At 47.1% G+C, this 17,934-nt stretch carries 15 protein-coding genes; 9 read left to right on the top strand and 6 right to left on the bottom strand.

From position 1 onward, the window contains the following. Positions 1-83 precede the first annotated feature (83 nt). Entirely contained in the window at positions 84-1,121 is a 1,038-nt protein-coding gene (locus DOM22_RS06680; RefSeq protein WP_142699623.1) for an LLM class flavin-dependent oxidoreductase, read from the top strand. Between the two features lie 3 nt (positions 1,122-1,124). On the opposite strand, the gene DOM22_RS06675 is transcribed toward DOM22_RS06680, so the two are convergent. Next, the gene (locus tag DOM22_RS06675) at positions 1,125-2,198 is read right to left on the bottom strand and encodes a hypothetical protein (protein WP_142699622.1); all 1,074 of its coding nucleotides are present in this window, start codon (positions 2,196-2,198) and stop codon (positions 1,125-1,127) included. Further along, positions 2,195-2,986 (bottom strand): TIGR02147 family protein, encoded by a 792-nt coding sequence (locus tag DOM22_RS06670; RefSeq protein WP_142699621.1) that lies wholly within the window; start codon positions 2,984-2,986, stop codon positions 2,195-2,197. Before DOM22_RS06670 ends, DOM22_RS06675 begins: the two co-directional genes overlap by 4 nt. A gap of 517 nt (positions 2,987-3,503) precedes the next feature. Between DOM22_RS06670 and DOM22_RS06665 the strand changes: the two genes are divergently transcribed. Beyond that, positions 3,504-5,702, top strand: a complete 2,199-nt coding sequence (locus DOM22_RS06665) for a DUF1588 domain-containing protein (protein WP_142699620.1) — start codon at positions 3,504-3,506, stop codon at positions 5,700-5,702. A 9-nt stretch (positions 5,703-5,711) separates the two neighbouring features. After that, positions 5,712-7,208 carry a DUF1552 domain-containing protein gene (locus tag DOM22_RS06660; RefSeq protein WP_142699619.1) on the top strand — a complete coding sequence of 499 codons (1,497 nt, stop codon included), beginning with the start codon at positions 5,712-5,714 and terminating at the stop codon, positions 7,206-7,208. A gap of 16 nt (positions 7,209-7,224) precedes the next feature. Here DOM22_RS06660 and DOM22_RS06655 read toward each other — a convergent pair whose 3' ends face one another. Next, positions 7,225-8,046 carry a phospholipase A gene (locus DOM22_RS06655; RefSeq protein ID WP_142699618.1) on the bottom strand — a complete coding sequence of 274 codons (822 nt, stop codon included), beginning with the start codon at positions 8,044-8,046 and terminating at the stop codon, positions 7,225-7,227. 414 nt (positions 8,047-8,460) lie between these two features. Here DOM22_RS06655 and DOM22_RS06650 point away from each other — a divergent pair, with 414 nt between their 5' ends. Then, a complete protein-coding gene (locus DOM22_RS06650; protein WP_142699617.1) occupies positions 8,461-9,288 on the top strand; it encodes a helix-turn-helix domain-containing protein in 828 nt (275 codons plus the stop codon). Here the strand turns inward: DOM22_RS06650 and DOM22_RS06645 are convergent. Continuing rightward, positions 9,285-9,884, bottom strand: a complete 600-nt coding sequence (locus tag DOM22_RS06645) for a hypothetical protein (protein ID WP_142699616.1) — start codon at positions 9,882-9,884, stop codon at positions 9,285-9,287. The two genes, DOM22_RS06650 and DOM22_RS06645, sit on opposite strands and share 4 nt — an antisense overlap. Positions 9,885-10,017: 133 nt before the next feature. Here DOM22_RS06645 and DOM22_RS06640 point away from each other — a divergent pair, with 133 nt between their 5' ends. The 3 genes from DOM22_RS06640 (at position 10,018) to DOM22_RS06630 (ending at position 12,781) form a co-directional block, all read left to right on the top strand. Continuing rightward, positions 10,018-10,212: a hypothetical protein gene (locus DOM22_RS06640; RefSeq protein WP_142699615.1), complete on the top strand. Its 195-nt coding sequence runs from the start codon at positions 10,018-10,020 to the stop codon at positions 10,210-10,212. Between the two features lie 86 nt (positions 10,213-10,298). After that, positions 10,299-11,858 carry a hypothetical protein gene (locus DOM22_RS06635; RefSeq protein WP_142699614.1) on the top strand — a complete coding sequence of 520 codons (1,560 nt, stop codon included), beginning with the start codon at positions 10,299-10,301 and terminating at the stop codon, positions 11,856-11,858. Then, complete coding sequence (locus tag DOM22_RS06630; RefSeq protein ID WP_142699613.1) at positions 11,858-12,781, top strand: LamG-like jellyroll fold domain-containing protein; 924 nt, start codon at positions 11,858-11,860, stop codon at positions 12,779-12,781. The genes DOM22_RS06635 and DOM22_RS06630 overlap by 1 nt, the downstream gene beginning before the upstream one ends. Here DOM22_RS06630 and DOM22_RS06625 read toward each other — a convergent pair whose 3' ends face one another. Continuing rightward, complete coding sequence (locus DOM22_RS06625) at positions 12,782-14,080, bottom strand: dicarboxylate/amino acid:cation symporter (RefSeq protein WP_168196589.1); 1,299 nt, start codon at positions 14,078-14,080, stop codon at positions 12,782-12,784. A 158-nt stretch (positions 14,081-14,238) separates the two neighbouring features. After that, on the bottom strand, positions 14,239-14,910 hold the full coding sequence (locus DOM22_RS06620; protein WP_142699611.1) for a glutathione S-transferase family protein: 672 nt from the start codon (positions 14,908-14,910) through the stop codon (positions 14,239-14,241). 129 nt (positions 14,911-15,039) lie between these two features. Between DOM22_RS06620 and DOM22_RS19885 the strand changes: the two genes are divergently transcribed. Both DOM22_RS19885 and DOM22_RS06610 read left to right on the top strand, forming a co-directional pair. Beyond that, positions 15,040-15,996, top strand: a complete 957-nt coding sequence (locus tag DOM22_RS19885; RefSeq protein ID WP_168196588.1) for a hypothetical protein — start codon at positions 15,040-15,042, stop codon at positions 15,994-15,996. Between the two features lie 2 nt (positions 15,997-15,998). Further along, positions 15,999-17,807, top strand: coding sequence for a hypothetical protein (locus DOM22_RS06610; RefSeq protein WP_142699610.1), 1,809 nt, complete (start codon positions 15,999-16,001; stop codon positions 17,805-17,807). Positions 17,808-17,934 lie beyond the last annotated feature (127 nt).

Genomic DNA, 17,934 nt, shown 5'->3' with positions numbered 1-17,934 from the left:
TTGTCATCCTACCGTTTTTTTATTAACTTTTACAATGCTAAAAGCCCGGAACACCCGCTACACTTAAAGCAGCAGGAGTTCTTATGGCAGTGCAACTTGAAATGGGCTTGGATACGTTTGGTGATGTCACATTTGATTTAAACGGAAAAAAACTTTCTCAGGCTCAAGTCATTCGTAATGTTGTCGCTGAAGGAGTGTTGGCAGATCAATTGGGTCTGGATTTTTTCGGAGTCGGCGAACATCACCGCGACGACTTTGCAGTTTCCGCTCCCGAAGTTGTCTTAGCAGCCGTCGCGGCACAAACCAGTAGGATTCGCTTGGGTTCAGCGGTAACAGTTTTAAGTTCTGACGATCCTATTCGGGTCTTTCAAAGATTTTCCACCATCGACGCCATTTCAAATGGTCGCGCGGAAGTGATCATGGGACGCGGATCTTTCATCGAATCCTTTCCTCTGTTCGGTTTCGATCTTGAACAGTACGAAGAACTCTTTGAAGAAAAACTGGATTTGTTTGCACAAATTCTTAAAGGCAATCCGGTTAATTGGTCGGGCAACACTCGTGTTCCCGTTGCAGAGCAAAGCGTTTTTCCACAGCCCGAAGGAAAACTTCGCACTTGGATCGGCGTCGGCGGTACACCAAAATCGGTTCTGCGCGCCGCTCACTATGGTTTCCCTCTTATGCTGGCAATCATCGGTGGCGATCCCAAAGGTTTTAAACCCTTCGTAGATCTTTATTATAAGTCCTTGTCGCAGTTTAATCAGCGCACTCAGCCGATTGGGGTGCACTCTCCTGGATTTGTCGCCAACACCGACGAGGAAGCCAAAGAAACCATCTGGCCCCATTATCAAACGATGATGAATCGAATTGGTCGTGACCGTGGTTGGCCGCCAATTTCAAAAGAACAATTTATTCAACAGATAGGTGCCGACGGCTCGTTGTACGTCGGTTCGCCAGAAACTGTAGCAGAAAAAATCGCAACGACTGTGAAGCACCTGGGAGTTTCAAGATTTGATTTGAAATACAGCTTAGGAACACTTCCCCATGAAAATCTAATGAAGTGTATTGAGCTCTATGGCACCAAAGTGGTTCCTTTGGTGCGCGAGAAGCTGGCTCAGAAATAGACACTAAAATCGCAGGCGACCAATCTGCTCATTTTCACCATTATAGATTTTCAAATCCAACTTCGTACCGCCCATAGGCTGTTGGATATCGACGTAAATACTATCACGGAAGCTTTCGTAATTCATTTTGGCGAGGCTTCCACTCAAGTGAGTGGTGTCACGGTAAGTATCCAAAACATCAATGGTACCAAAGCGACTTAGGTACAACGTGAGGGCCTGAAAATATGTGGCCTGAGGATATTTACTTGCCTGCATCACGCTGTAGTACTGGATGATTTGATTGCAGTTTCGAACGTAATCAATTTCAGCGATGCGACTCTTATGGTTCGAAAAATCATGCAAAAACATGCAGTCCAAATATCCAGGGCCGACTAAATCAACCAATCTTACGGTATTCGGGTTTGAGGATGCTACCGGGAAAATTCCCGCTTTATAGTCAAGTGCCATTGTCGCACTCAAAGGCAATGAGCGATCCGAAAATACGTCACTGAGCTTTGTGATCATGCTTAAAAGAGCCTTGGTGTTAGAGTGGTCCTGAAAGTAAGCCTGCGCATCCTGCTCAAGAGATAGGACATCTGTATATTCCAAAGTGGCATTGTAAATCCAAAGCCCTTCGTGCAACAGAATCACCGCCTGCTCAACTTCCTTCAGTTTGTAAAACTCATTCATCAAGACAGTTGTTTTACTTTGAGGAGAGCTGGCCGCAAAGAAGACAACCTTATCTGCAGGAACCCCTAAAATTCTTGCATATTCTGCCGCTACTCTGCGGCGAGTGATTGGGTCGAACTCCCCGCCTTTGATGCGATAATAGTTGCGATCGGCAGTTGGAAAAACCACTTCAAGGAGGCGGCCTTTGGCGTACGCTTTAATTGGTAACGCATCGATCTCAGCGATCAACCGTGCCAAGCCCGGAATTTTCTGCGCATCTTCTGGTTGGTCCTCTAAACGAAAATTGGCCGAAAAAAACGTTTCCAGTTGACCATTGGTATTGACTCCACCGCCGCCGTTTTGCACTTCGCGCACGGCGAACGCATTCAAACCAAGAAATAAAACTAAAACGCCAATCATGTGCCTCATGCTTCATCCCCCTTAAGCTCAAACAATTGAATAGCTAAACTATAAACCTTATCTTTACTGGGCATCCCTGCCAGTTCTTGTGATAGCACGCGACGAAACTCACGAATACGCTCTTTGGCATAAGCCAATTGGGTGGAATCAAGACTGAACACCACCGAGGACAGGTCCCGAGATTCCACGGGATCGACGCTCAGTGAACGACTCGCACGTTCTAACATCTGACGGTGATAATTTTGAATGGCAATCGATGGTACGTCGGCTGTCGTCGTAGAATCAGAATCGGAAACCACCCAGCGGCCTCCTTCTTCTTTCAGCAATCCAACTTTCATCAGGCGAGCTACGGTTGCTTCGGCCTCAGCGACACTGATTCCCAATTTTTTCGCGATCGCGGAAAAGCTGTGAGGTGTGCCTGGAATATCAACCAGTTCCAAAACGGCAAGGTTTTGCCAGTCAGAAATTAAATGGAAATCGTCGTCAGAAATTTTCTTGGCATCCAGAAGGTAAGCCTTCACGCGTTCGCTCGCTGCTTTTTTAGCAAGCTTGCTGCGAGCATGTTCCGCCTGAACCAAATCGATAAAGAATGCTTTTTCCTTACCCTTCAATTGCAGACGGTCCGCTACGATAGTTGCCCTGGAATCTGAAAGTCCTACTTTGGAATTCAACAACTCACTTAAGCGCGATGCTGAAACACCTATGTCGCGTGCGAATGCTCGCATGGAATACGCGGGATTTTTTCTTTGTCGCTTGCGCATTTCTTCAATGAGAATACTTCGGTACGTGCCTGTCATAGTGACTCAGTTGTATCCCATTGGAGCCACGATTTTACAACTTTGTAACACCAAGAACCATTCACCGTTTGGGGAACTTCCGTGAAAAATAACGCACGACTCTAAAACACATTCAACTTTACCGCAAATTTGGTTCAATTTCAGAGGAGAAACAAGTCCCAAACGTCTGAGTTAGACACGTACGTAATCTCCTGGAGCACTCAACATTCATGCAACGGCGCACAACAGAGTTCATTGCAAGAACCTCGGCTAGAGCTCGATTTTCAAATTATTCTTATGCACATTTGTTAATTCATTTTTAACTCGTGAAAAATTTTGAGTGTTTCATATTTCCGAGGAGAAATGATTCCTTAATTTCCTGTAGATTCCACGAACGTTTCGAAGTGAATTCCAGGAAACACCAGAACCCTTCGTCTAGAGTTCGACTTGAATTGAGTCGAATGACAAAGAATTAGTTAATGTTCCTGTCTCCTTCAGTAAAATGGAGTCACTTGATTTATGTTTATTGGGGGATGATTTGAAAAAGGCAATCTTCGCAAAAGCACTGCGAATTGGGGTAAAGCCTTATCTGCTTCTAGCCGCTTCCACGGTAACGATTCTGTCGTTTCAAAACTGTGGAGAGGGTTTTACCGTCATTAGCAATCTGCAAAGTGTCGCTGGGACTAACGAACCAGAGTACATCAATGAGTCCACAGAGTTTGCGCAAGGTCGCGACCTCTATAACCAGAACTGTGCGGGCTGCCACGGAGTTTTTGAAAACTCCACCAAATCCGGTAAGTCATTGATTGATATTAAAACTGCGATCACTAATGTGCCGCAGATGTTTGCGTTCTCTTCATTATCTGAAACACAATTGCAACTGATTGCATTGGCACTGAACCCTGGTTCACCAGGCACAGTGACGCCGACACCATCGCCTTCCGCATCGCCGTCTCCGACCGCCACTGCGACGGCGTCTCCTTCGCCAACGGTTTCTCCTACTGTATCGCCTTCTCCGTCACCAACGGCGACAGCGACAGTGTCCCCGTCTCCGACAGTATCGCCAACGGTGTCTCCATCACCCACGGTGTCGCCTTCTCCGACGGCTCCCGTGGTACCGGCAAATACGTTCTCTTGCCAACCGGGTGAAGATCCTGGTGTCAGAGACTTCCGCCGTCTGTCTCGTCGTGAATATCTACTTTCATTAAAAGTCCTTTCCTATGGCAGAGCGAACATTGATTCCCTGCAAACTGATATCGATAACTTGCCTGCTGACGTAGTAACGGGCGTTTTTGACTCGACTGATATGACGGTTTCAGCGGCCCACGTTGAGGCCTATCTGACCTTAGCTAAAAAAGTTGCGGCCTTGTTCGCGACAAGCTCGACGTGGAGAGCGGCAGCAATGAATAACTGTAATACCAACAGCGGTATGACAGAGACTTGCTGGACTTCGTTCTTTAACGGCTTTGGTCGCTTGGCCTTCCGCCGTCCGATGACAACAGCAGAGCAACAAGTTTATAAAGATCTTTATAACTCTGAATATGGTGGCAATCTAAATGATGGTTTAACGGTTGCGATCATGGCCATGCTTCAATCGCCGAACTTCATTTACAAAATGGAGCTCAACGGTACGCCGGTGAATGGTCGTGAAGACTTAGTTAAGATCACAGATTACGAACTTGCTTCCCGTATCGCCTTTCTGGCAACGGGCCGCGGCCCGGATACGGCTTTGATGAATGATGCTGTCAGCGGAAACTTGTCAACGGTCGAAGGTTATAAAACCGCTGTCAACCGTGTCTTTGCAACAGCTGAATCCAAAGAGCACGTGGCAGAGTTCTATAATCAATGGCTTGGTATCAACCGCATGCCTTCTTCAAATCACTCGGCTTGGTTCTTAGGAAATGTGCCGCGTGCTTCGATTCAACCTGAAGGTATGCAAGAGATGAAGGACTTCACGAATTACTTCACTTACTCTGTTGCCGGCACTTACCGCGACATGATGACTTCACCTATGAGCTTCACTCAAGGTCAGGCATTGACTCTGATTTATGGTGCCGCAAAAGGTGCAGCCCTGCCTGCTGGTGAACGCCCAGGCCTGATGAGTCGTGTGGGCTTTATGTTCAGCCCGACTGATAACACGAGCCTTGTGCACCGTGGTCTGGTGATTCGCAGAAATATTCTTTGCGACTCTATTCCACTTCCCACAATTGCACCGGATGAAAAAGATCTTTTTGCTCCGCCAGTTCCAGATCCAAAACAATCTCAGCGTCAGCAAATTGAAACCCGTACTTCTCCAGTGCGCTGTCAGGCCTGTCACTCCCTGATCAATCCGATGGGCTTTGTGATGGAAAATTACAACGCCTTTGGTAAGTACCGTACGGTTGAAAGTATTTTCGATGCGAACGGGAACATCCTGGCCAACCACCCCGTGAATGCCAAAGTAAAACCAAATATCGATTCCGGCAGTGATCCCGAGGTCAATGGCTTGGCAGAGATGTCATCAGCAATCGCCAACTCTTCCCGGGGACCGGCTTGTATGGTGAAACAATGGGGTACTTATACGTTGGGTCGTGCAATCACGGCGGCGGATAACTGCTCGATGAACACGAGCTTCTCGCAATTAGTCGATCCAGCCAAGGCGAGTTCAAGCGGTGATCAACCAGGTACAATTTTAAATATGATTAAATCGCCAGCGTTTGATGCAAACTTCCGTTTGCGTAAACGTGGGGCGCTGTAAGAGGTTCGTATGCATTGGAATAAGTTATCACGTCGTCAGTTTTTAAGAGGCACCGGTGGTCTTGCACTCGCTTTGCCTTTTCTGCCTTCCATGCTTCCGCAAGCCGAGGCGCAAACCGGGCCGACTATTAAAAAACGTTTTATCGCCATTCATAATGGTCACTGTCAGGCCGTGGAGCATTGGCTTCCCGACCCAGCGAAATTCACGTGGAGTGAAAAGCAAACTTACGCCCGCGAAGTCGCTCTATCCGCGATTCCAAATAATATGTCTCCAGTGCTGGGCAGTCAGTTTGACTCCCTTCGCTCGAAACTTTTGATTCTTTCCCGTCTGGATCCCCTTTCAAAAACTCCGAATCACAATGCCGAGTGTATGCTCACTGGTGGCGTGCTTTCCGAGGCGACCAGCAGTATTGACCAAGTGATTGCAAAATATCTATATGGTGGCTCTCCGCTGAATCTTTACGTTAAATCGGTGGATGACGGAAACTATACCGGTGCTTCGCACGTGAGTGTTTTAAACAAGGCCTATGTGCCTGGTCAGTTCAATCCATCGGCCGTGTTTTCAAGCATGTTTGGTACGGGGACATCAACGACGACACCAAGTGCAGCGGATAAGCTGACTCGTCGTGATATCCTGGTCGTTGATAAAGTTTATGCAGAGTATGTGAACTTACGCTCGAATAAACGTCTTTCCAAGGATGACTTAGCCCGCGTTGAGCAACACATGGCTTTGATCAGTGATCTGCAAAAGAAACTAAACGCCAATGTCACAGCTCCCCCGCCGATGACATGTACTTCACCGACGGGTCCGACGTCGTCACCGACGAAGTCGTCAAATCCTGCAGACTACCAAGTGGTCATTGATCAGATGTTTGACGTGATCGAGGTGGGCGTTAAGTGCGGAAAAATCCAAGTGGCAACTTTGATGATGCACGTTTACGACTATTTCAGTGGTTCGGTAAACTTTGTTCCTGGGATCACGGGTTCAAACCGCTTCCATGAAGACATCAATCACGCTGGCACGGACGAGCTTCGCGCGATGAAACTTGCGATGATGACTTTCTTTGCGAACCGCGTATCACGCTTCTTAACTCGTATGGATGTGGTTGAGGATTCAACGACAGGTACGACGTACTTGGATAATTCCCTGATCATGTGGGGTAATGACCAAGGTACGACGAAAAATACCAATGCCCACAACTCTGTGAATAATCCCGTCTTGCTTGCAGGCAGTGCGGGTGGCTTCTTAAAGCCCGGCCGTCACATTGACTATGGCCCTTCCTATGGAAACTTGCGCCGTCCTATTGGTGGTGACGAAGGCGATTACAAACGCGGTCGTCCTTACAACCAATTGCTGATCACGATCATGCAAGCCATGGGCATGCAACCAGCAGACTACGAGGTAGGAACAACTCAAGGTTATGGTGTGTATGGCACATTGGAATCAAGCTATACGTACTTGGGTGTGAATCACCGACGTGAAATCCTGCCACTGATTAGAGGTTAATATCTTGAACGCGGGCTTAGAACATTAAGCCCGCTCTAAATTCATCCACTGACTGATCGTAATTCACCAAAGTTTCCGCATACCCATGGTAATACTGCACATAAAATGCAGGAACGACTTTTAAGCCACCCACATGGAAATTTAAACTCAGCTGATATCCACCCTTATCAAATTCCGTCGACCACTTGCCGCCCGGATTGATATTAATCACCGCTTCCAATTGATCAAATATCGAATCAAACAGCTGGATAAATTTAACTTCTCCTTCAACCGGCCCCACGTAATCATAGATATCGCGATTGGTTTCGTCGACGCCATAGATGGCTTTTACTTTCGCTGAAAACTGCACCACCCAGCTTTTCGACTCAAAGGCCCAGTTCGCACGCAGATAGCTTTGGTTGTATGAGCGCGACTGATCGCCCGCCTTCCCGTTGGAGTTATGTTCAAAGAGCCCCAGATCCAACGACCGAATTGTCTTTTTATCGTAATCAATGCGATAGAACATCTCAGGATTGTAAGTCGCATCTAAGAAAGGTTTTGACTCCTCTTGCAGCTCCCAAAAGATGATTTGTGTATAGGCGAAATTTAAAGGGAACTTTTCAAAAAGTGGCACCCGGAAACTGTATTGCAATTTGCTGGTCGGCTCGCCATAGGCAAAATAAATCGGTTTGTAATACAAAATGCGCAGCTGTTCTTGTTTTTCCAGCGCTGAAAGTTTCCTTGATTTATTAATCAAGGCATCCTGCCCCATGGATTCTTCTTTTGGGGTGGTCTCGGTGGAGGTTTGCGCCCAGAGATTCAGAGGAAAAAGAAAAAGAATAAAAATCCAAACCTTCATGAAATGTCTCCCCTTTTCATTATGACGAACTTCTCTGAAGCAAAGGACGTGCAAAGATATGAAGTGCTTTAAAACAATTAAATTGATTTAGAAACCCTGCACGCCCGTGATTGAACCATTCCTCCTCGTTAAATGTAGAATTATGCCCCACCTGGCACGGATCTATTTTGGATACTTTCGACGAATTTTGAGCCCAAAGTTGCCCTTTAGGATCAGGAACTGATACCTTAGAAACGCCAGTTGCGAGGCCCTAAAATCCACGGCAAATATGTTTTCAGAAACCTCACCCCTAAAACGGAGGACACTATGAAAGCATTTTTTAATTGGTTATTTGCAACGGGCGTATCGGAAATCGATATGGCACTTTTGGAAAAAGAATTCGGCGCTGGCTACAGAAATTGGAGAAACTGAATCATGGATATTCAAATTCATAAAATTAAAACGGTTCTTAAAGAGCAACTAAAAAAACGTAAGATGACTTACGAAGACTTGGCACAAGAACTTGACGTCTCTGTTCCAACGATCAAACGTTGGATGGGTGATCATGACTTAGGTTTAAATGATCTTTTTAGAATTTGTGAAATTTTGGATTTGAATCTTTCTGATTTGCACGCACTGACCGCCAATGCCAAATCATCCAAGGATGAGGGCACGCTGACGGAAGAACAACAAAAGTTTTTAGCGAAAAACATGAACTACCTGGCATTTTTCCTAAAGATCCACGATGGCAAAACGCCTGAAGAAATTGCCGAGCAATATAAACTTACAAAAATTTCTCTCGACAAGTACCTGGTCAAATTGGAAAACTTGGGGCTGATCAAAGTCACGGGAAATCTGCGCGTGAAATCCACCTATGGCCCCCATGTCGACTTCGGAGACGGCATTCTTGCGAAAACATATTACAAGCGCTGGATTGATGGAACAGCCGGATTTTTTTCGGATGTTATCACCAATGCCCTACTCAGTGAAAAATCTGTCGATCCAAAAACTCGTCAGCAACGAACAGAAGCAACCTATTCGGTTGCGAATATTAAATTGACCAAGGAAAGTTATAAAAAGTGGGCTCTCGAACACGATGCCGCCATCCGACAACTGGAAGCGATCGGCAAAATCGAAGAAAAAGCTTACGATTCAGACAAACTATTTACGGCGGTCATTATCAATGCGCATACGTCCTTGCCTCAAGATTCTAAATTCTTGAAAGCCATCGACGAACTGGCTGGAAAGATCGAAAATATTTAGAACGGAAACGAAAATCCCGCGCTCACCGTCGTTTGCGTGAATTTATCAATATACGTGGGGAAATCATTAAGCGTCGTATCGTTGACGGATTTCCCTTCGTTGTAAGTACGGTAAGCACCTTCAACATTGAACGCCAGATGGCGCGCCAAAATATAGCCAATACCCACACGAATCGCTGTCCCTGTGATTTCATCTTTCTGAGTCGCGTTTAGTGGAGTGACTTTCAATTTATCAGTGAAGTTATACCCCACCCACAAATTCCAACGATCGAGCCATACTCCCAAATCAGCACCGATCGATTCACGTTCAAATTCATCTTCACGGGTGTTGTATTTGATTTTCCCACCGGAGGCCGCCATGTACTCGCCGGCGAACCATACTTGGTTTTTACCAAGCCATCCCAAGCGGGCGCCATAGTTGATCGCACCCATGCTGGTGCCGTTATCGGAGGACACTCCCTTTAGAGCTTTCCCGGCTGTCGTAAAATCCACGGCTGTGGTTCCGGAGGCTTCGTAACTGACCATGGGCTCAAACCAAATCATGGCATTTGCGCTGACAGCGATCAGTGTTACAAGCGTGGCCAATACGTATTTCATAGATTCCCCCGAAGTCTCATTCTGAGACGGAATTCTTAGAATTTCGTCTAAGTTTTTCGCAAATAAGCCTTAGGTCCAGGCCATATTATTCCGATAAATTCTCTAGCTGTTAGTAATGGGATAAGGAACGAAAATGAAAACAATCGCTTTAGCAATTGCGTGTTTGGGTCTGATTGGGTCTTTGATGTCGTTTGCTTCCGTGGGATCCACGGAATTGAAGTTTGAAGTTGGCCAAAAGTCAGCTTTCAAAACGGAAGGTGCTTGTATGTCGCGCCTTCTGGATAAAGCCCCAAGAATGGCATCGAAAGAAAGCTGCCGTCTGGGATAATATCCATGAGTCTAAAAGGTTAGTAATTTTAGGTATCTAGACTCAGCGAACTTTAGTTTAATGCCGATCAGATCTTCGAGGGAAACTTGAAGAAATCACTGTTCGGCATTTTTATTTTCTTAATGGGTCAACTGACGTGGGCTGTCTCCGCTGCTCCCGGCAGTTTATTGACCTATGAAGGTGTCCTGACGGATTCGGGGGGCACTCCGATCACCACTTCTTCTACGGTCACATTTCAAATTCTCACGGGCGCCTGTATCTTATTTGAAGAAACGCAAACCATTACTCCCGGCAGTGTCGGTGAATTTAGCGCCATCGTGGGTATCGGTACACGCACCGATAGCACGGGCAATACAGCAGATCGTATTTTCGCCTCCAGTGGCAGTGTGAATTGTGAGGGAGCTGCCAGCACCACGATCACAGGTTTCACTGTTCGCTCTTTGCATATCAAAGTGAATAGCGTATCGATGAGCCCCGATGTGGTGATCGGGAATATTCCAGTTTCAATCAATGCGATGAAGCTTGCTGATAAAGACGTTACTGATTTTCTTTTAAAAGCGGGACTGCCGACTTGTGCTGCTGGCCAGTATCTAACTTACAACGGAACAACTCTGTCCTGCGCTTCGGTTTCGGCAACGGCTAGTGTAACAAGTGTTTCTTCGGCAAACTCTTATATCACTGTTACAAATGGTACGACGACACCCACCCTGACTTTGAATGCGGGCACAACAACAGGAACTGTTGCCGCCGGGAATGATTCTCGTATCGTCAATGCGATGCAAATCGGTGCGACGGCGGGCGGTGACTTAACGAACAGCTACCCAAACCCAACAGTGGGGGCTTTGCGCGGGACTAATATAGCTGCGGTAACACCAACAACGTCAGGACAAGTACTTCGCTATGATGGCACGCTTTGGACGCCGGGTTTTGTGACGATGACAGATTTACGTTCGATCGTCACAGGAACTGTAAGTTTACCAACTTCTTGTACTGCTAGTCAGACACTGACCTATAACTCCGCGATGGACAACTTGAGCTGCCAAAACATCAGCGTGAGTGGAACTAACTTTGGCACTCAGGCGTCTGCGACTTTTATGGCGGCACCCAGTGGCGCTGCTGGCACTCCCGCTTTTAGAGCAATTGCCTCGGCAGATCTTCCGACGGGAATTTTGTATAATGGTGGTAACTCCTATGGAGTTGCAACTACGGTTGGAACAAACGACGCGAATAATTTCTCTTTGAAAACTGCCGGCACGAATCGTTTGGACATCGATACCAACGGGAATGTCATCGTCGGCTTGGCTACTGGCGCTGGCAGCTTGCAAGTAAAAGGCCCTATCGTCAGCGTTCCTCCAGCAGCCGTGACGGGATCAACTGTGAATCTGGCATTGGGTAATACACAGCTATTAACCGCTGTGGGTGGATCAGTCATAACGTTAAACGGTTTGGTTCATGGTGGTAACTACACGATCGTCGTTCAAGATACAACGTCTCGTACTTATTCATTCTCGGGTTGCACGACTTCCCGTTATTCTCCCCCGATTCAAGCGACGATCTCTGCGACTCATACTGTCTTTTCAATCCTGGCTGTAAATAACGCCGGGAACTTTGATTGCTACATCACTTGGTCAACAGGATTCCAGTAATGAAATGGCTGGCGTTAATTCTTTTAGTTATTAGCGCTGAATCTTTCGCACAAATGAATATGTCATTTGCGATGAGGGGCTACCCCACTCTTCGCTGCCAACCAACGACGCTTTCTTCATGGGTGCCTCAGGCTAACAGTCTTAAGGCAATTTATCATTTGAATGGCACAGGCACGGTTACCAATGGCTCCGTCGTCGCCTCCGAAATTGCAGTCGCGAATGCAACGGCAAGCAGTCCTTCTTCAACCCTGTCCTTTGCGGATCATCCGGGTGCGCCTGCTAGTATCGCTTTTCTTAAGAACTATTTAACCGCCACCGGAAATTCAAATGACTCTATTTCGACGTCGGCGGCATCACTAGCTGATTTGCCGGCGGCTACTTGGAACTTTTGGGTGAATATGGGCATTCCCTCAAGCACCCCGATTCGTCTGTTTTATAAAAGTAATAACGGTACTTCTGCCGGCTACTATTTTACCTTAAGTCCAAGTGGATCATTTGATTTTAGAAAGGTTCACTCGATCACAAATATGGTCGTTCAGACTTGTCCGATTGCGACTTCGTTCAATAATACTTGGCGCATGATTACGGTCACATGGGATGGAACTTCCAATGCGACCGGCGTAAAAATCTATATGAACGGATTTGAGCTTATTACGACAGGATCTGGAAGTGTTTATCTTGCCTCCCCGGGTACTTGTCCGAATGCTGCCACATATGGTGGTTACACGTATCAAATTACAGGTGTAGGCGGATTCACCAGTGACGCCGCTTATCCTTTTTATTTGGTCGGAGCGCCTTCCGGCACCAATACATCGCCGACGTCTATTGCATTCTCAGGCAGCATGGATGAGTTCGCGGTTTGGAACAAAGAACTGACTTCCGCTGAAGTTTTCATGCTTTATCGCAATCAAAAATGTAACTAACTATTTCTTGCGCTCTTGACGATTGATATTCCACTGCGCGGTTAAGCACATCACCAGATCACTCATGACGTTCATCACTGTTGCACCCATATCGACTAAGCGATCAATACCTAAAATCAGTGGCATGCCACTGGGCGGAACCCCTACGCTTCTTAATGTTGAACTTAAAACTCCCAAGCCGGCCCCCGGCACGCCTGGAGTTCCCAGCGAAGCCCCGACCGTCATCAGAATAATTGTGATGACTGTAGGTAAATCAATGTCTCCGCCAAAAGCTTGTGCTAAAAACAACGTCGCCGAAGACATCCACAATGCGGAGCCCGCCATATTCACCGAAGTTCCCAGGGGAATCAGAAAATCTGCAATCTCGGGCTGGATCTTAAACTTATCTTTCGCTGTCTGAATAGTGGTTGGCATTGTGGCGGCGGAGCTTGAAAGAGAAAAAGCTAAAAGCAAAGGCTCTTTACTTTTCTGCAGGAAGATTAAAGGACCGGTTCCGATGCACATCAACCACAACAGATACACCACCGCTAACAACAAGAATGCCAACATCACTGAAAATAAATATCCAGCCATTCCTAACAGAACACTCGCGCCAGAGTTAACGATCGCTCGCACCATCAATCCAAAGATCGCATAAGGCGCAAGTCTTACGGTCCATGTGATAATTTGCATGCACAAAGCCTTGGTACCCACTAAGAATTCCAAAAACGTGCGGGACTTATCGCGGTCCATTCTTGAAAACACCAAACCGAAGACGATCGCGATTAAGATAATCTCTTGCAGATTCCCGCTGATAAGCGAGCCCAGAATATTTTCAGGAATCAGTTTTACGATTGTTTGCGGAGTGATGTTTAGCCCCGGCCTGGCACTGACATCCATTTGACCCATTGATTTCGCGGATTCTTGAATCGCTTCACCGGGTTTTATAATTTCTACGACAGTAATACCGATTGTTGCGGCGATGGCAGTTGAGCACATAATATAAACTACCGCAGTGGTCGCAATTTTCTTAGCCTTCCCACCTTGGGAAATCTGCGACAGAGCCAAAACGATGGATGAGAGAATCAATGGTACGACGACCATCTGAATCACTGTCAGATAGACCGATCCCGGCAACGCCAACCAATCAGCTAATACTGCCACCCATGTTCCAGGATACTTTTCGCTTAAGTTTAAAAGCAGGAATCCCGTCCCCACTCCCAAAGCCATGGCGATTAATAACTTTAACCAAAGATAGGTACGAATTAATTCACGAAGACCAGGCAGAGCTTTTTCGGTGGCGATATCATTTTCAATCATTCTTGAATTATGATTTTGCCCGGTAAATTGAAGAAGGTTTGTGACGAGAGAATGCCGAAAAACAGGGTGCCGACACCGCGCTACCAAGAAATACTCCGTTAACGTCTCATCTCTGACAATTTCGCTCATAAAAAAAGGGACCGCTGGGTCCCTTTGAATTATTTAAATTGAATTGGTTTTGATTTTTCGGTCTTTGCGTCCTCGACCCAGAACTGCACTCCGTGATGGTCTTGGATGTTTTTCATGTATTGCTTCACCATGCGGTCGTTGATTTTAATTCCGTAGTGATGAAGACGCATCACCACAGGTGCAAAGAAGGCGTCAGCGATACAGAAGTCACCAAATAGAAATGGCCCTTCACTGACTTTCAAAGCATCCTTCCACATTTTTAGAAGACGTTCGATGTCACGCGCTGTTGCTTCGGTCATGTGACGAATCGGCTGAGTACGTTTCAAATCCATGCTCAGTTCCGAGCGCAAGCTTTGAAAACCGGAATGCATTTCTGCGGCATAACTTCTGGCCAAGGCACGAGTGCCGGCGTCTTCGGGCCACAATTTTGCTTCTGGCGAAAGTTCGTTCAAATATTCAGCAATCGCGAGTGAATCCCAGATCACACGCTTACCTTGTTTCAATACCGGAATTTTTCCAGAGTCTGTGTGTTTGGCGATTTGTGCCGCCGTGTTTTTTTCGTCAAGCTTGATATTGATTTCTTTAAATGGAAGACCAGATTGAACGGCGACCAACCAGGCACGCATCGACCAAGAAGAATAAGTTTTGTCGCCGATTACTAAGTCAAAATAAGGTTTATCGCTGTGAACATGGTACGCCATGATTGTTTCCTCCGCTGGTCAACGCATTCGTATTGTTAACACTTTCTCTTACGCCTTGGTGCAAAAGTACACCAATTTAATTGGTATACGAGTTGCATTTATGAGTAATTCTCCACGGAGGAGTCCAAAATGAAACCACTAAGTCTGTTTTTAAGTTTTATGCTGTCATTCGGAACAGCACCGGCTTTTGCGTCACGCGTTACATGCAGTACTCGTGATAAAGGCTGGGAAGAACATTGGGGTGGCCATGATAGCTGCGGCTCTTGCCAAGCAAAACATGGTGACTGTGTTGAGACTTGCAACCTTGAGTATGCAACTTGTGACGCTGTCGGAACAGACTATCTAGGAAATCGAATCACAGTAAAAGGTTCTGGCGAAGATCGCTGGAATGCTGAACAAGTTGCAGTGAATCTTTGCCAACGCAACTTCGCAAACTGCACAGTCGTAAACTGCACGACAGAATCAGAAGAAGTTTCTTCTCGTTGGTGCCCAAAACGCCCAGAGCCTCCTGCACCAGCACCTAAACCGCCAGCGCCAGCTCCGAAACCACCAGCGCCAGCGCCGAAGCCACCAGCTCCAGCTCCGAAGCCACCAGCTCCAGCTCCGAAGCCACCAGCTCCAGCTCCGAAACCACCTGCGCCAGCTCCGAAACCACCTGCGCCAGCGCCGAAGCCACCAGCTCCGGCTCCGAAGCCACCAGCTCCAGCGCCTAAACCGCCTGCGCCAGCTCCGAAGCCACCTGCGCCAGCGCCGAAGCCACCAGCTCCGGCTCCGAAGCCACCAGCTCCAGCTCCGAAGCCACCAGCTCCAGCTCCGAAGCCACCAGCTCCAGCTCCGAAGCCACCAGCTCCAGCTCCGAAGCCACCAGCTCCAGCTCCGAAGCCACCAGCTCCGGCACCTAAACCGCCTGCGCCGGCTCCGAAGCCACCGGCTCCAGCGCCTAAACCGCCTGCGCCGAAACCGGGTCCCGGTCCTGGAAGACCTGCGCCTGGTAAACCTGGCAACGGTCCGGGCGGCCCTGGCAAAGGTGGTCCTCGTCATATGAATTTGGAAACTTCTGAATTGATTCAAGCTGAAGGGAACTAAAAATGAACGCACTACGCTCACTCACAATAATTTCATCTGGTGTTTTAGTTTCTGCTATCGCATTTGCAAAACCAGTGACCGTCAAAGACTGGTCATTGAACGATGCCAACGCGACTTGCATCGCCTCCACTTCCCGCACGATTGCGGGAGCTACTTATCGCTTTGAGTTAAGCTTCGATAGATCTGGCACATTCCCGGTCGAGGCGTGGCTTCGTGACAGCTCAGGGGCTGCAAAAGCCTTCCGTCTTTCCACTGAAGTTGCACCAATTCAAAGTTTTGCATTTATCCCAATGCAAGATGCCTCAGGGAATTTGACTTTCTGGCATGTGCCAACAGATTCAAATGCTTTGATTTCTTACATCAAACGCCAAACACGTTTGATGGTTCAAGTCCTTGCACCGAATGAACCAAGCAAAGCCGTAGACTTTTCTTTGCGTGGTTCAAGCGACGTCGTTGACGCATTGATCTCTCAATGTGCGGGTGGTAAATCTCTGCTTTCTTCAGACTTCGAAAAATCTTTCGTACCAGCTCAAACGGCGACGATGGATCCTTTGAAGTTTGATCAAGAGCAAGCCGCTCGCCTTCGTTCTTTGTACCAAGGCTCGGTTGCCGCAAACTCGCAAAAAGCGACCTACCAAAGACAATTGACTGCTCTGAACACGCAGTACGCAAAACAAATTCAAGAACTTGGCTCGGTCACGGGATCTTTGGATCAATTGACAACGAAAGAACTTGTGAACTTGCGTAACCAAAAGTCTGCTTTGGAACAAAAGATTCAAAACTTGGATCAACAAATCGTTACTCAGCAAGCGAGCATCGATGCCAAAGAAGTTGAAGTTGCGGGTGCAAATGCAGTTTACGATGACGCTTGGAAAGTTTTGGCTCCCTATGAAGCGGAATACAAACGCTTGAGCACACTTGTGCAAAACTCGAAAAATGATCTGGCTCGCTATCAAAGTCAGCTATCCAGCATCGATCAAAGCATTCAAAGTAAACAATCCGCTTTGAATGATGCTCAAGATCAGGTGTCAGGCTTAAGCCGTCAACTGTCGCAGCTTGATGGAGAAATCCAAACAGCACGTCAGTACGCGAATGCCACAGATTCTATCTGGAGAAGCTTCGATTACAACCGCGAGCGCTATGACCGTATTCAATGGCACCCGATCACTGAATACTGCCGCCGTGGAGGCAGCGAGCGTTGCGATCGCTTGATGTACAAAGTGCAAAACTATGCTGATAGCGAGACTGCAAATGTGCAAAATCGTCTGACTCAAAACGCCAATGTGACTCGTAGCGATTTGGATCAAAAGATGAAAGCTTACACGAACGTTGCGAATCAAATTAATAACTATCAGCAAAGTGCGATCCCGAATCTGCAAAACCAAATATCTGATCTGCGTAATCAACGCCCTGGCGCTGAAGCTGCTGTTTCCCGCGCTCGTGATGAAGTGACGAACAGAACTGCGGCACTTCAGTCTTATGATCAAAGCGTTGGCTACTCGGCTAAAAAAGCAGACATGAATGCGAAAGCAAACGTTGTCGTTCGATTGCAAAACGAATTGAAAGCATTGGAGCAGACTCAGTCTGGTTACCAAACAGCTCGTTCACAATCGGTTGCCGGACTTTCCGAGACGGACAAAAAGATTCAAAATGTGCTGGCGAAAATTCAAGCCACTCAAGGTCGTGAGTCTGAGCTAAATAAAGCTTTGGTTCCGTACTTTGCAGAAAAAACGCGCATTGAAACTGCGATCACTTCAGCTCTGACGTTGATTGAACAAAACAAAGCTGAATTCGCCACAATTCTTAACTAATTTTAGTATTTAAAAAATACTCTTAAAAGCCACAGCCCTCCTGTGGCTTTTTTGTTTTTATACAGGTCGAGTTCTTGTGCGTGCTCAAACCCCCGTCTGTAAATTGAAATTCTTCTGAAGGACCTGC

The sequence above is a fragment of the Bdellovibrio sp. ZAP7 genome (genome assembly GCF_006874645.1).
GTDB lineage: Bacteria > Bdellovibrionota > Bdellovibrionia > Bdellovibrionales > Bdellovibrionaceae > Bdellovibrio.
The sequence above is the reverse complement of the archived record's forward strand: the minus strand, read 5'-3'. Positions and strand labels throughout refer to the sequence as shown.

Bases quoted from the DNA above. Each gene is read 5' to 3' on its own strand.
- DOM22_RS19885 (WP_168196588.1), top strand. From the start codon at position 15,040: ATGAAACCACTAAGTCTGTTTTTAAGTTTTATGCTGTCATTCGGAACA.
- DOM22_RS06630 (WP_142699613.1), top strand. From the start codon at position 11,858: ATGAAATGGCTGGCGTTAATTCTTTTAGTTATTAGCGCTGAATCTTTC.
- DOM22_RS06670 (WP_142699621.1), bottom strand. From the start codon at position 2,986: ATGACAGGCACGTACCGAAGTATTCTCATTGAAGAAATGCGCAAGCGA.
- DOM22_RS06660 (WP_142699619.1), top strand. From the start codon at position 5,712: ATGCATTGGAATAAGTTATCACGTCGTCAGTTTTTAAGAGGCACCGGT.
- DOM22_RS06645 (WP_142699616.1), bottom strand. From the start codon at position 9,884: ATGAAATACGTATTGGCCACGCTTGTAACACTGATCGCTGTCAGCGCA.
- DOM22_RS06655 (WP_142699618.1), bottom strand. From the start codon at position 8,046: ATGAAGGTTTGGATTTTTATTCTTTTTCTTTTTCCTCTGAATCTCTGG.
- DOM22_RS06620 (WP_142699611.1), bottom strand. From the start codon at position 14,910: ATGGCGTACCATGTTCACAGCGATAAACCTTATTTTGACTTAGTAATC.
- DOM22_RS06610 (WP_142699610.1), top strand. From the start codon at position 15,999: ATGAACGCACTACGCTCACTCACAATAATTTCATCTGGTGTTTTAGTT.
- DOM22_RS06675 (WP_142699622.1), bottom strand. From the start codon at position 2,198: ATGAGGCACATGATTGGCGTTTTAGTTTTATTTCTTGGTTTGAATGCG.
- DOM22_RS06650 (WP_142699617.1), top strand. From the start codon at position 8,461: ATGGATATTCAAATTCATAAAATTAAAACGGTTCTTAAAGAGCAACTA.
- DOM22_RS06625 (WP_168196589.1), bottom strand. From the start codon at position 14,080: ATGATTGAAAATGATATCGCCACCGAAAAAGCTCTGCCTGGTCTTCGT.
- DOM22_RS06680 (WP_142699623.1), top strand. From the start codon at position 84: ATGGCAGTGCAACTTGAAATGGGCTTGGATACGTTTGGTGATGTCACA.
- DOM22_RS06640 (WP_142699615.1), top strand. From the start codon at position 10,018: ATGAAAACAATCGCTTTAGCAATTGCGTGTTTGGGTCTGATTGGGTCT.